The organism is Neobacillus sp. FSL H8-0543 (assembly GCF_038592905.1).
Taxonomy (GTDB): Bacteria; Bacillota; Bacilli; order Bacillales; family Cytobacillaceae; genus Neobacillus.
Map to the genome: position 1 here is coordinate 4,292,462 of NZ_CP151943.1, position 14,746 is coordinate 4,307,207.

Below are 14,746 nucleotides of genomic sequence, written 5' to 3' on the forward strand. Positions count from 1 at the left end.
ACAGAAGCGAAGTACCTTGAGAGAAAGTATGCAGGCTGGTATAACAGCCTAGAATAAAGAATATTAAACGATTGGTTATAAATAAATCAATATACTGTTTAAGGAGTTGCTCAAATTGATGGGCAGCTTTTTTGTATGTTGAAGGTTTTTGGGAAGCTAAATAGAGGGAATTGAAAATATACTTTTTGGTAAAATCAAATACCCCCCTAATGGGGTATTAATACATCGGATTTAGGGGGTAGAAAATTACAAGTTTTTATATTAATATTCAATTAATGATTTATTTTGAAGATTACTAAAATTTAAAATATTAAATTAAGTAAAGAGGGTTTTGTGTTTTAGATGAAATTACCTGCTTGAAAGGAGGAATGCCTAAAACTATATTAAAACTATCCTAATAATTTTAAAAAATGAAAACGCTTTATAAATTTCTGAAGGAGGAATTCGATATATGGAAATTTTAAATGATAAGGTGAGTAAAGAAGAAAATCAAACAGAGACTAGTAAACAAAAGCTAACCTTTTTCAGTGCGAGAGATACACCAGAGTTAACTCTAGATGATTTCATGCCTGATCTTGTTATGTCTGAGTCAACTCAGGAAGGATCTCTATTATGTGTTGAGAGTGGTTTTTATACAGGTGCAACAACAACTGTGCTGATTAATAGACCGGGTTTCTCATTAGTATATGCATGGTTCAAGAGTGGGCAAACTCTTCCAGTGCATTCACATGATGCTGACTGTCTCTATTACGTAGTAGCTGGCGAGGCAATCCTAGGAAACCGTACACTTCGAGCTGGCGATGGATTCTTCGTACCTGCTAATACCTTTTATTCCTATACAGCTGGTCCTGAAGGTATAGAAATTATAGAATTTCGTCAGGCAAATAAAACGAATATGGTGTATCGTGATAGCAAGCCAGAATACTGGATCAAATTAGCAGAAAAGATAGATGCAAAGCAAAGTGTATGGAAAACAGAAGCACCACCGCATCGAGTGAGTACTGGTCAAGGTTAATAAAAGGTTAATCACTTGTTTTTCAAAAATATCCATTTTCATTAAAGAAAATCCGTTTGAGTGGGGAACTGAAAAACTTAGGCTTTTATAAGAATTTGTCTATACTCATAAAATAAAAGGATGCGTTAATCCAAGAAGGAATTAACGCTTTTTTTGATGTCAATTCACTAAATTAGCCCTATAATAGAAAGTAACTTTAATAAAGTAGTAACTGTCTTGTAACTTAATAAATAGAAATTAAAAATTCTTATAGTTATCTTATAGATTCCCAAATTATTAATTAGACTCAAGAGTTTAATAATCTGGAAAGGAGGAGTTTTTATGGTGAATAAAAGTGATATAGAAAAATATATTGCTAGTATAAAGACAATTAATTCTCATGAAGATCAGATTATTAAAATTCTTGAGGGGTTTCTAGAATTATTTCCTCTATTAGATATAGGATTATTTAGATACTCTCCATTAGGATTTTTAACGGAAGGTATTATGGCAATAACCATAGAAGAGGGATTAACCCATATAAGAGATATAAGAGATGATATAAGAACTGTACCATTAACATACAATGCCGTTCGGAAACGTAAAGCAATAATCATAACGGGTGAAGATTTCGTTAAATATAATCAAAGATATTCTTTTTCAGCTAACTCCTCTTTTTTATTAATTGTACCTATTTGTTTTAGTAGTAACGCAGTAGGGCTTACGGTTAGTACACAATTTTCGGAAAGCAGTGAGAAAATAGAAAAACTCCTTCCTTTATTAACACTTTACGGGGAGTTAATTGGTAAAATATTTGAAGACCCTTACATAATAAATAATGACTCCTGTTTGTTAAGCAAAAGAGAGGTTGAAGTAATGCAAATGCTATCAATAGGAGAAAGTACTAAATCAATCGCTCAGTTAATGCATCTTAGTGAATTTACTATAAAGGATTATATTAAGTCTTCACTAAAAAAACTAGGAGTAAATCATCGTACACATGCAATTGCTGAACTAATTAGACAGGGAATCATTTCATAGTATCAATCCTTATCCTACTGGAGTGGATGTGTCCATTGTGATTCCAATTGTTGAATGACCTAATCTTTCAGAAACCACTTTAGGATGACCTCTATTAAAAAACCTTCTCAATTAGAGAAGGGCAGATTTGATCATTTACCAATTGATAGCAATTTGAGGTATTGATAGGTTCCTGTTAGTAATCGTCACAGGTCCCTCGGTAAATGTACCACCTTGGCTTATAGCTTGACTGATTAAGTTTGTTAAACTTTGTTTATCCAAAGGGCATCCCAATGCAATGGCGCTATCGACAAAAAGGCTTGTATACTTGCTATCGGCAAGGCCTGTGAAACTAGTAAAGTCAAAGTCGGCTTCCTTACTAGGCGTGTAGGAAAAACTGAAAGCATGTTGATAATTATCATCATCAACTATCATTAGGAGAAGCGTCGGAGGGTTATCCCCTGTAACACCTCTTCCGTAGTGATGCGCTAATCTTGCCCCATTCTTTTCTACCGCCGTTTTTAAAGGTTTGTAACTCTTTTCAAGATTTTTACTTGGGATCCAAACCCGATCTTCATTCACAAAATAAGTATCATTGACCATTTCGTTATAGGCAACCTTACCATTTGGATAGGCATACAAGTATCCAGTCGTGTACCCTGACCAAGATCTTCCGAAAAACCATCCTGATTTCATTGCGCCAGATGAATCTAGATAGTACCAATCATCATCATAGACCCATTCTACCTTCATTTTACCGTTAGAGTCCATGAAATACCATTTGCTGTTGGACTTAACCCAACCTGTTTGCATTGCGCCTGACTTATCAAAATAATACCAGACATCTCCCCGAAATCTATGTAACCAGCCGGTGCGCATTGCCCCCGTATTATCGTTGAGATAATACCATTTACCTCCCACTTGAAGCCAACCAGTCCTCATTTTCCCGGTAGAATCTAGGTAATACCAGTGACCGCCATCGAATAACCATCCATTATGGGTACTGTTGCTCGAGGTGTAGTAGTACCAATCGCTATTAATTTTTTCCCATCCCTGAAGGCTTGCTGCTTGTACATTTGGTATGATAAAAGCGATTAGACCCAACGCAAACAATCCTGAAATGATAAATTTCTTCATATTATCCCCCCTTTCTTCTCTTGAATACTATTAATTCTATCATTTAACTCTGAATGTTTTAATCTATTTTCTCGAAAGCTGACTAAAAAATGGTTAACTATCTACAGAAAGTTGAAGAGCGGTTTGCACCGTCAAAATTAATATTCATTCCACCAACAATGACAAACGGTGATTAAATGGGCTTGCAACAAAATCTCTTGTGGTACTGTTAAATATGATATAATTAACTTCCTTGGCAGGGGCAACAAAAATAACGAAGCAGGGGTCATGATGAAGTGATCTCTCCTTCGTTATTTTCAGATATAAGGTGAATACTAAAAAAAGGACTTTATGGATACATTATGGAAGAAAATATCAACAGATGAAATTTCAAGTGTTTCATGTTGTTTTTCAACGTGCATAATGCACCATTTTATATTGGTTTTTTGTTCATTGTGCTAGTTGAAAAGAAACAATGAAAAATATATATTTATGGATGGGTGTTAAACAAACGGTAAGGTTCTATTTAGAAGATAGAGTAAAAATCGCTGTAACCGTCATTTAAAAACGTTGAAAAAGGAGGAAATCGGCATGGAACTACCTGTAAATTTATTAATGTGGATAATGGCTGCTTTCCCTATAGTACTACTTATTTTGCTAATGGTGAAATTCCAGTGGGGTGCTGCTGAGGCTGCACCAATCGGACTTTTGGCGGCATTTATCATTTCCATCGTTTTTTATAAGTCTAATCTTGAATTAATAGGATTGGAAAGTGCAAAAGGTATATGGACTTCACTTGTAGTGATCATCATTATTTTGCCTGCCATTCTTATTTATGAAGTAACCTATGAGGCAAAAGCATTTGATGCGATTCGGAATGGATTAAAAAAGTTTACATCAAATGAGCTTCTTCAAATTTTAGCTATTGGCTGGGTGTTCGTCAGCTTTTTACAAGGAATCACTGGTTTTGGTGTACCAATAGCAGTTGGCGCTCCATTATTAGTTGGACTTGGTGTAAGACCCCTATGGGCCGTAGTGATCGCTGTATTAGGGCAGGCATGGGGAAATACGTTTGGAACATTGGCAGTGGCCTGGGACGCATTAGTCTTGCAAACAGGTTTACAAGACGGCCAAATATTTGCAACGGCTCTTTGGGCTTCTTTATTCATATGGATTCTCAATTTAATTACAGGCATCATCATTAGTTGGATCTATGGCCGCTGGGCAGGAGTTAAGAAAGGGATGCCTGCTGTGATCGTCATTTCCTTAATCCATGGTGGAGGACAAATTGTTTTATCACAAATGAATCCTTCATTAGCAGCATTTATTCCATCATGTCTAGCATTTGTTGCTATATATTTCCTTGGTAAGCTCAAAATGTACAGGGAATCATGGAGTATTCAAGATAGTCCATTAATGCTTCGTCAAGAAGGAACTAAGCAAGCAGAGGAAAATAATGCTGATGATTCTCTTACCATGAATCAAGCATTTATACCTTATTATGCGTTAACTGCAATTACGTTGATTGTATTACTTATATCTCCTTTAAATGCATTTTTGAATAAGTGGAAAGTAGGTTTTAGCTATCCAGAGACGATGACTTCCTATGGTGTGGTGAATCATGCTTATGATCTATATTCACCTATCATGCCATTAACTAATTCTGGGTTATTCCTGCTCCTATCTGCAATAATTGGTTTTGTCTATTATAAGAGTAAAGGGAGAATTCAAAAAGGCGGAGGAACGCGGATTTTTAGAAAAACGATTGAAAAATCTATTCCTTCCACTATCGCAGTAATTGCTCTGATTATTATGTCTAAACTCATGGGTGGAACGGGGCAAACAGCCGTACTAGCCTCGGGAACTGCCGGAGTTATGGGACAGACTTATGTATTCCTGGCACCAGCTATTGGAGTTCTGGGTTCATTTATGACTGCCAGTAATATGTCCTCTAATATATTATTCGGCGGCTTCCAACAAGCGACTTCCCAGCTGTTGCATTTAAATGAAGCAGCAATATTAGGGGCTCATACTGCAGGTGGTTCGCTTGGTTCTGTTTTATCTCCAAGTAAGATCATTCTTGGGACAACAACAGCCGGAATCCTGGGTCAAGAAGGTCTTGTCCTAAAAAAGATTATGCCTATTGTAATAACGATTGCTATTTTGATGGGGATAATACTTACGATTGCTACACAGTTTATCTAGTAGGGGGTTAAAATATGAGAGAATTTTTTTCAACCAAAATAGGACATCAAACCATTGCTGCGCTAGTCACTATTTTATCCTTCCCTTTTATCTATATGGGAGGTACCAAGCATATTAGTAGCCTTACAAATATTGGAGTCGTATTGATGCTTGGAGGAATGTTGGCTGCACCGGTAATAGGATTTATTCATGCCAAAAGATCGTCAAAAAAAGAGTCTACAAAAGATATAACTAGCCCAAAACTAAGTGACAGTAAGGGATAACGAATTCATTCAATTACACAAAAAAGCATTCCGAATAAGATTATTCGGGTGCTTTTTGTCATTTTAGGCCCGATATACACCCCTTTTTTTAATCTCAACCCCTTTCAAGAGTTATTGTTGGAAAATTAGAATAATTGATTTGTAATAGAAACGAATATGCGCTATATTGGTTTTATGGAAAATGACATGATTAAACCAATTATTTGTATGTTGATTAGTGGTGAGTTTAGTTGAAATCAATTTTAATCGGTATTTGTGCGGCTATCTTTTTTGCTTTTACATTTGTCCTTAATGCATCTATGGAGTTATCTGGCGGCAGCTGGATTTGGAGTGCATCGCTCCGGTATTTCTTTATGGTCCCTTTTCTATTGTGTATTGTTTTAATGAGGAAAAATTTACGGCCACTCTTAAAAGAAATCAGTAAACAACCAGGTAAATGGATGTTATGGAGCTTCATTGGCTTCGGGTTATTCTATGCTCCATTATGTTTTGCTGCTGCCTACTCACCAGGCTGGCTAATCGCTGGTACATGGCAAATTACGATTATTTCAGGTGCATTACTGGCACCGTTATTTTTTGAGACGATACACACTAAGAATGGTTCAGTTCAGGTAAAAGGGAAGATTCCCATTAGGGGTCTTTTCATGTCAATGATCATTTTGTTAGGTATAGTTCTCATGCAGTTAGAACATGCAAAACAATTTTCCTTTGAGAATCTATTATGGGGAGTTGTCCCGATTCTGATTGCATCATTTGCCTATCCTTTAGGAAATCGCAAAATGATGGATGTATGTGAAGGGCGATTAGACGCTTATCAACGCGTGTTAGGAATGACTTTAGCAAGTCTTCCATTCTGGTTTTTACTTTCCTTGTATGGAATTTATACCGTTGGATTACCTAGTGGAGGGCAAAGTCTTCAATCTTTATTGGTGGCACTTTTTTCTGGGGTCATCGCGACTGTCTTATTTTTCATGGCTACAGATTTGGTAAGAGGAAATATGCAAAAGTTAGCTGCTGTTGAAGCGACACAATCAATGGAAGTGGTTTTTGCTTTAGCTGGTGAACTTCTATTTCTATCTATATCATTTCCTTCGCTACTATCATGGGGCGGAATTATTATCGTCATCCTTGGAATGATTTTGCATAGCTGTGTATCAAATAAAAAAGCGGAAAGTTATTTTGATCAATCAGTAAACTTAAACTAAAAATGGTGCGATGCTGAAAAAAAGGGCATCGCTTTTTTTCTATAATAATCAATAGATGTAGCTAAAAGGGGGTGGGAGAATGAAAGTAAGTTTATTTGCGACATGCCTTGTGGATATGTTTCAAAGTAATGTAGGAAAGGCAACGGTTGAATTGCTAGAAAGACTAGGCTGTGAGATTGATTTTCCAAAATCTCAAGTTTGCTGCGGGCAGCCAGCATATAATAGCGGGTATACGAAAGAATCCAAAGAAGCGATGAAACGGATGATTGATACCTTTCAAGGTGCTGAGTTTGTGGTCTCACCATCAGGTTCATGTGCCTATATGTTTCACGAATATCCTCATGTTTTTAAAGGGGATCCGATTTGGGAACCTAAAGCAAAGAAGTTAGCTGAAAAAACCTATGAGCTAACACAATTCATTGTAGATGTTCTAAAAGTTGAGGATGTGGGAGCTACATTTGAAGGAAATGTTACCTATCATACCTCATGCCATATGACAAGATTGCTGGGAGTGACAGAAGCTCCCATGGTTCTATTGAAAAATGTCAAAGGGCTGAATTATACAGAGTTACCAGGAAAAGAGCAATGCTGCGGATTCGGTGGTACCTTTTCGGTTAAAATGGCACAAATATCAGAGCAGATGGTGGATGAAAAGGTGTGTCATATCGAGGAAACAGGCGCAGATTATCTAATCGGGGCAGACGCTGGATGTCTTATGAACATCGGCGGAAGAATCGACCGAAAAGGAAAGCCTATTAAGGTTTTACATATTGCTGAAGTTTTAAATAGTCGTTAATAATTTTGATACCTTCAAAAGGAATGTGTTTTAAAATGGAGGAATAAACGAATGGCAATGAAAATTGGCAATGAGCACTTTAAGGAACGAGTGGATAAAGGGATTCATGACGATTTTATGCGTGGAGCTGTATCCAGTGCCCAGGATGGTATGGGTGTTAAACGACGCCTTGCAACAGAGGAACTTGGGAACTGGGAAGAATGGCGCTCGCATGGGGAAGAAATCCGCCAGCATGTCCTCGAGAACTTGGATTACTATTTGGAACAACTAAGTGAAAAAGTCGCAAAGCGTGGTGGAAATGTCTATTTTGCGCAAACAAAAGAGGAAGCAAATGAATATATTCGCGGAATTGTCCGCCAGAAAAAAGCAAAAAAGATAGTAAAATCCAAATCGATGGTAACCGAAGAAATTAGTCTAAATGCGGCTTTGGAACAAGAAGGCTGTCAGGTCATTGAAACGGACCTTGGCGAGTATATTCTCCAAGTGGATGATCATGATCCCCCTTCCCATATCGTTGTACCCGCTCTTCATAAAAATAAAGAGCAAATCCGTGATGTTTTCACGGAAAGGCTTGGCTATAACAAAACATCTAAACCTGAAGAGTTAGCATGGCATGCACGGGAAATGCTCAGGAAGGAATATCTGTCAGCAGACATTGGCATTACCGGCTGTAACTTTGCCGTTGCCGAAACTGGATCGTTCAGTTTGGTCACAAATGAAGGAAATGCTGATTTGGTAACGGCTTTACCAAAAACACAAATTACTGTAATGGGTATGGAAAGGATTGTCCCTACCTTTGAAGAAATGGAAGTTCTTGTATCACTGTTAACCAGGAGTGCCGTTGGGCAAAAGTTAACTAGCTATATTACTGTACTTACTGGACCAAGGGAAGAATTAGATGTCGATGGCCCCGAGGAATTCCATCTTGTCATTGTTGATAACGGCCGTTCCAATATACTTGGCGGAGAATTTCAATCAGTCTTACAATGCATTCGCTGTGCGGCCTGTGTCAACGTATGCCCGGTTTATCGCCATGTTGGCGGGCATTCCTATGGGTCAATCTATTCAGGACCAATTGGCGCTGTCCTTTCACCATTACTTGGCGGTTATGATGAATTCAAGGAACTTCCTTATGCTTCTACGCTTTGCGGGGCTTGTACAGAAGTCTGTCCGGTAAAAATCCCGCTGCATAACCTGCTTCATAAGCACCGGGAAGTGATTGTTGAGAAGGAAGGAAAGGCGCCAATATCAGAAAAACTAGCGATGAAGGCATTCGGGTTAGGTGCTGCATCACCTATTCTTTATCAAATTGGCTCTAAAATCGCTCCAACTGCCATGAATCCATTTACAGTGGGGGAAAAGATTTCAAAGGGACCTGGACCATTAAAAGCTTGGACTGAAATACGGGAGTTTCCTGCTCCGAATAAAGAGAGATTTAGAGATTGGTTTAAGAATAGAGAAAAGGGGGGCGATTAATCATGTCAGGAACTATTGAGAGTCGTGAAGCATTTTTAAATAAAATTGCCAGCCAGCTAGGACGAGCCAGGATAACGACTCCAGTTGAACGGCCAAAATGGAAATTTCGCCCCCAGGACAATGTGCTGAAGGATGCTACACAAGATGACTTATTAGAAGTTTTACAAGAGCAGTGTAAAAGAATACATACATCACTTGTAACAACAGATCTAAAAGAATTATCCTCCACTCTTAATGATGTGATATCTGAATATGGCGGCGGTCCAATCGTTACTTGGAGGGATGAGCGATTCTCCCAATGGGGTCTCGACAGGCTAATGAAATCCGAATGGCCAGCTCAAAATATCGATGTCTTTGAATGGGACCATACGAAAGGGGCAGAGAACATTACAAAAGCAGAAAAGGCAAATGTCGGTATTACCATCAGTGAAATTACACTGGCTGAGTCAGGAACCGTTGTTTTATTTAGTAATGAGAACAAAGGAAGAACGGTTAGCTTTCTGCCAGCTGCCTATATTGCCTTAATCCCCAAAAGTTCGCTGGTGCCAAGGATGACTCAAGCAGCAAAAAAAATGCGTGAACTTTATCAAAAAACAGGTTACATCGCTACCTGCATCAATTTTATTACAGGACCAAGCAATTCAGCGGATATTGAGTTAAACCTAGTAGTTGGAGTCCACGGACCGGTGAAGGCAGCCTATATTGTCATAAATGATCTTTAAAAGGTTTTTGAAGTCTGTTTTTATGCAGCTAAGACAAAAGGTAATAAAAGAAAATGTAAACTATCAGGTCCTTGTTCTAGTCAATAGGCATGGAATTCATTTATAAATTTCGAATTTCCGGGTTTAGGAGGATGTCACTTGTGTGATTTAAAATGGGGTAAACCAGAAACATTGCGCTCATTGCTTTGCGAGCTTGTCGGTTGGCAAAGCAGGACCCTCACAGAGGGGGAGATCAAATTCGCGTACAATTTAAAATCGAAGTTATTGGAACTGGAATACTTCCAAAAAAACCCTTCCAATGTAGGACTTCATGAAACTGGCCGAGGACGTAATGCCGTTACTGCTTTATATAAAAATAATGATTCGGCAGAGACAATTGTCTTAATTAGTCATTTTGATACGGTTGATACTAAAGAATATGCGGAACTTGAACCTCTTGCATGCCAACCAGAAGAACTAACCGTTGCTTTATTAAACTGGACAAAAGAGTTACCGATTGATTCGCGTGTTGACCTCGAGTCGGGTGACTATTTATTCGGTCGAGGGACTATGGATATGAAAATGGGTCTCGCCCTTCACATGGCTTTGATTGAAAAAGCGAGTTTTGAAAAATGGCCAATCAATTTATTACTGGTTAGTGTACCAGATGAAGAGGTTGACTCAGAAGGAATGCGTGCCGTCATTCCAAAACTTGTCCAATTACAAGAAGAACATCAATTGAAATACAAATTGTTTTTAAATAGTGAACCATCATTCTCACAGAACCCAGGGGATACCAATTATTATATTTATTCGGGATCCATTGGTAAAATAATGCCTGCTGTTTTATTTTACGGCAAAGAAACCCATGTTGGCGAGCCTTTGAGTGGCCTAACTGCTAATTATATGGCATCTTTTTTAACTCAACGAATGGAATGGAATTCTTTATTCCGAGAGAATAATTTCGGAGAAAATACACCGCTTCCAGTTTCACTTCGGCAAAAAGATCTGAAGGTTGAATATAGCACACAGACACCAAACCGTGCGGAAGCACTTTATAATGTATTTCTAATGAAGCGTAATGCCGGCGAAATAATGGATATATTTGGGGCAGTGGCTAGGGACGCTGCTAGAACATGCAATACTGCATATTTTGAAATGTGTGAGCGGGAAGGCATTGAACCCATTGGAAAAGTAAATGTCTTATACTATGAAGAGTTACTAGAGTATGCTATGAACAAACTAGGATCGAAAGCCATCGAAGGTTTCAAAATTGAGGTAATGAATAACTCAAACTGGGACGACCGTGAAAAATCCATTAGAATCGCTGATTTACTTATGATTCATTGTCAAGAACTCGGTCCGACAATGGTCCTGTTGTTCGCACCGCCGTTTTATCCTGCGGTTAATTCTTCAAACGTACCGCTTGTCATTGAAGCAGTTAAATTAATGAAGAAAATTGGAAAAGAACAATTAAATTTAGAAATTAATCAAATCCATTATTTTAATGGTATCTCCGATCTCAGCTATGTCTTATACGAGGACGAAGATCAAGGCTGGAAAACGTACGAACGCAATACACCAGTGTGGGGAGACACATACTGCATTCCCTTTGCAGATATACAAAAGATAAATGCCCCTGTATTGAATATCGGTCCTTTCGGAAAAGATGCACATAAGCGAACGGAAAGACTTCATATAAATAGTGCATTTGTTCAAGTGCCGATAATGCTAGAGGCATTAGTTCGCAGTATGTTTCCTATAAATCAAACTTCAGAATAACAGAAAGTGGCGATTCAAATGGGTAAGAGCCTTTTCCGGCTGCAATTAAAATAGTTGAAATTTAATAATTGATATATTAAGTGGTAGCCCGGTTCAATACCTTATCCATACCAGCCAATTAACTGCTTAATATAAAACTCTAACTTTTAGGGGGACACATCAGTGTGATGTTCCCCGCGGTCTTTTAAGTGTCTTTATCTATTATATATTGATAGATATTTTTAGCTAAGTGAATATAAAATAATGGTTAACTATTATTCAAGTAAGTTAATAAAATTTCTTCAATTCACTTTAAACGATTATTTTCTTTTCATAATAAAGTATAAATTTTTCCAAGGCTACCGCTGCCTGGTGGCTAATCGCTTCAAGGAGATTTATATCCTCTATTTTAAACTGCAAAGATAGTTCAAAAGAGTCCAATGTAATTACGTGCTACCCCTATCATTACTTTCTAAATTTTCATATAATCAGAATATAACTATTAGGGAATAGTTGGGGTTTGCTATTTTATTATTTTCAAATTTTTTGCTGAAAAATAAAATGAATTTTTAGAAGGGTGTTGTAGCTAAATGAATTTTGATTTAACGAAAGAACAAGAGATGATACGCAGTGTAATTCGAGATTTTGCTGATGCAGAAGTTGCTCCTGGAGCAGATGAACGCGATCGAACGGGGGATTTCCCTAAGGAACTTTTTTCGAAATTAGCAGAGTTAGGGATCATGGGTCTTCCTTTCCCTGAACAATATGGTGGAGGTGAAGCAGACACGATCAGCTTTGCAATTGTTGTTGAAGAACTTAGTCGTGTATGTGCATCAACAGGAATTACCTATTCAGCACATATTTCATTAGGAGGGGCCCCTCTTAATTTATTTGGTACCCACGAGCAAAAAGAGAAATACTTAACACCAATTTGTACTGGAGAGTCCTTCGGAGCATTTGGATTGACTGAACCGAATGCAGGCTCCGATGCGGGAGGAACTCAAACAACAGCAGTTCTTGATGGAGATGAGTGGATCATTAACGGCTCCAAATGTTTTATTACAAATGCAAGCTTTGCCAATCACCTTGCAGTAACTGCGGTAACTGACCGTTCAAAAGGAATCAACGGTATCAGTGCATTTATTGTTCCTACAAAAGCTTCAGGATTCACTGTAATCGATAACTACGAAAAAATGGGTCTGCATGCCTCAAATACCACAGAACTTATCCTAGAGAATGTAAGAGTTCCTAAAGAAAATCTGCTAGGAAAAGTTGGAAACGGTTACAAACAATTTTTAGCTACTCTTGATGGCGGAAGAATTGGAATTGGTGCCATGGCTGTTGGCATTGCTCAAGGAGCATATGAAAAATCTCTTCAATATGCTAAAGAAAGAAAACAGTTTGGAAAAAGCTTAGCCAATTTCCAGGCAATTCAATTTAAATTAGCTGACATGGCAATGAATATCGAATTAGCCCGGAATATGGTTTTCAAAGCAGCTTGGTTAAAGGATCAAGGACGAGTATTTAAAAAAGAGGCGGCCTATGCAAAATTATTCGCTTCGGAAATATGCATGCGTGCATGTGATCAAGCGATTCAAATTCATGGCGGATATGGATATATGAAGGAATATCAAGTTGAGCGATTCTTCCGTGATGCGAAACTCTTGGAAATTGGTGAAGGAACATCAGAAGTTCAACGAATGGTCATAGCAAAACAAATTGGATGTTAAGTAACCCAAGTGTAATTTTTCTAGTTACAAATCTCATTAACGTAAAAGCTTGAATTGAAGACTGCGAGTTTTGAACCTATTTAATAGAAGATAGAAAGGGAGGAAAGGCATGTTCAAAAAGGTTTTAATTGCTAATCGCGGCGAAATTGCTGTACGTGTAATCCGTACATGCAAAGCCTTAGGGATTACAACGATTGCCGTTTACTCAGAAGCTGATGCGAATGCTCCACATGTGAAAATGGCAGATGAGGCCTATTTAATCGGAGGTCCTCGCGTAGCAGAAAGCTATTTAAATATTAATAAGATTCTAGAGGTGGCTAAAGTTTCAAAAGCGGAGGCAATTCACCCGGGATATGGCCTGCTTTCTGAAAATGCTGGCTTTGCAAGCCGTTGTGAAGAAGCAGGACTTATATTCATCGGTCCTTCTCCAAAGGTTATTTCTAAAATGGGAAGTAAGATTGAATCACGCAAAGCGATGGAGGCCGCAGGTGTTCCTGTCGTACCAGGGATTACCTATCCTCTGGCAGATGCAGAGGAAGCGGTAGAAGCGGCGGATCGCATCGGTTATCCCGTTATGCTAAAAGCCTCCGCTGGGGGTGGCGGAATTGGAATGCAGGTGGTCCAAAACGGGGATGAAATCCGAAAAGCTTTTGAGGGGAATCAAAAGCGGGCTACTGATTTCTTTGGCGATGGAGCCATGTATATTGAAAAATTCGTTGAAAATCCAAGACATATTGAGATTCAAATTTTGGCAGACGGGTTTGGAAATGTCGTTTACCTTTGGGAACGTGAATGTTCGATCCAGCGTCGTCATCAAAAAGTGGTAGAGGAAGCTCCTTCATCGTTTATATCTGAAGAAACTCGTACCAAGATGGGGGAGGCTGCAGTAAAAGCTTCAAAATCAATTGGGTATAAAAATGCAGGAACAATCGAGTTCTTGGTTGATGAAGAACAAAATTTCTACTTTCTTGAAATGAATACCCGTTTGCAAGTGGAGCATCCGATTACGGAAGAAATTACAGGTATAGACCTAGTTGAAAAACAATTGCAAATTGCTGCAGGTGAAGCTCTGAATTTTTCACAAGAAGAGGTAGAACGTGAGGGGCATGCAATTGAGGTTAGAATCTATGCAGAAGATCCCAAAACATTTTTCCCTTCACCTGGAAAAATAACAAAATTAGATTTGCCGAACGGACCTGGAATTCGGCATGAATTAGCGATAAACGGTCAATCTGTAGTGACTCCTTATTATGATCCAATGATTGCTAAGCTTGTTGTAAAGGGCTGCAATCGTGAAGAGGCTATAAATCGTCTGCAAGATGCATTAGCTGATTATCATATTGAAGGTATTAAAACAAATATCCCAATGCTGCAAGAGGTAATTGCCCATTTGGCTTTTCATTTAGGTGATACGACAACAGACTTTATTAACAAGTATATAAAAACCAAAAAAACAAAATCGTAAAAATAGGAGGAATA

12 protein-coding genes are annotated in these 14,746 nt (G+C 38.2%); 11 read left to right on the forward strand and 1 reads right to left on the reverse strand.

All coding sequences use genetic code 11. The features are described 5' to 3' along the window. The first annotated feature begins 451 nt into the window (after nt 1–451). Both NSS81_RS21565 and NSS81_RS21570 read left to right on the forward strand, forming a co-directional pair. Complete coding sequence (locus tag NSS81_RS21565; protein WP_342430673.1) at nt 452–1,015, forward strand: hypothetical protein; 564 nt, start codon at nt 452–454, stop codon at nt 1,013–1,015. A 321-nt stretch (nt 1,016–1,336) separates the two neighbouring features. Continuing rightward, complete coding sequence (locus tag NSS81_RS21570) at nt 1,337–2,035, forward strand: LuxR C-terminal-related transcriptional regulator (protein WP_342430674.1); 699 nt, start codon at nt 1,337–1,339, stop codon at nt 2,033–2,035. A gap of 135 nt (nt 2,036–2,170) precedes the next feature. On the opposite strand, the gene NSS81_RS21575 is transcribed toward NSS81_RS21570, so the two are convergent. Continuing rightward, nucleotides 2,171–3,151 (reverse strand): hypothetical protein, encoded by a 981-nt coding sequence (locus NSS81_RS21575; RefSeq protein WP_342430675.1) that lies wholly within the window; start codon nt 3,149–3,151, stop codon nt 2,171–2,173. A 570-nt stretch (nt 3,152–3,721) separates the two neighbouring features. On the opposite strand from NSS81_RS21575, the gene NSS81_RS21580 reads away from it, so the two are divergent. From NSS81_RS21580 to NSS81_RS21620, 9 genes are all read left to right on the forward strand, one after another. Continuing rightward, entirely contained in the window at nt 3,722–5,335 is a 1,614-nt protein-coding gene (locus tag NSS81_RS21580) for an L-lactate permease (RefSeq protein WP_342430676.1), read from the forward strand. A gap of 14 nt (nt 5,336–5,349) precedes the next feature. Further along, nucleotides 5,350–5,598 (forward strand): hypothetical protein, encoded by a 249-nt coding sequence (locus tag NSS81_RS21585; protein WP_342430677.1) that lies wholly within the window; start codon nt 5,350–5,352, stop codon nt 5,596–5,598. A 230-nt stretch (nt 5,599–5,828) separates the two neighbouring features. After that, complete coding sequence (locus NSS81_RS21590; protein ID WP_342430678.1) at nt 5,829–6,803, forward strand: multidrug resistance efflux transporter family protein; 975 nt, start codon at nt 5,829–5,831, stop codon at nt 6,801–6,803. Nucleotides 6,804–6,882: 79 nt separating this feature from the next. Continuing rightward, nucleotides 6,883–7,599 carry a (Fe-S)-binding protein gene (locus NSS81_RS21595; protein WP_342430679.1) on the forward strand — a complete coding sequence of 239 codons (717 nt, stop codon included), beginning with the start codon at nt 6,883–6,885 and terminating at the stop codon, nt 7,597–7,599. A gap of 51 nt (nt 7,600–7,650) precedes the next feature. Next, the gene (locus NSS81_RS21600) at nt 7,651–9,075 is read left to right on the forward strand and encodes a LutB/LldF family L-lactate oxidation iron-sulfur protein (protein WP_342430680.1); all 1,425 of its coding nucleotides are present in this window, start codon (nt 7,651–7,653) and stop codon (nt 9,073–9,075) included. Nucleotides 9,076–9,077: 2 nt separating this feature from the next. Continuing rightward, complete coding sequence (locus tag NSS81_RS21605; protein ID WP_342430681.1) at nt 9,078–9,797, forward strand: lactate utilization protein C; 720 nt, start codon at nt 9,078–9,080, stop codon at nt 9,795–9,797. A 138-nt stretch (nt 9,798–9,935) separates the two neighbouring features. After that, entirely contained in the window at nt 9,936–11,558 is a 1,623-nt protein-coding gene (locus NSS81_RS21610; RefSeq protein ID WP_342430682.1) for a M20/M25/M40 family metallo-hydrolase, read from the forward strand. A 569-nt stretch (nt 11,559–12,127) separates the two neighbouring features. Further along, on the forward strand, nt 12,128–13,267 hold the full coding sequence (locus NSS81_RS21615; RefSeq protein ID WP_342430683.1) for an acyl-CoA dehydrogenase: 1,140 nt from the start codon (nt 12,128–12,130) through the stop codon (nt 13,265–13,267). Nucleotides 13,268–13,376: 109 nt separating this feature from the next. Continuing rightward, nucleotides 13,377–14,732 carry an acetyl-CoA carboxylase biotin carboxylase subunit gene (locus NSS81_RS21620; RefSeq protein WP_342430684.1) on the forward strand — a complete coding sequence of 452 codons (1,356 nt, stop codon included), beginning with the start codon at nt 13,377–13,379 and terminating at the stop codon, nt 14,730–14,732. Nucleotides 14,733–14,746 lie beyond the last annotated feature (14 nt).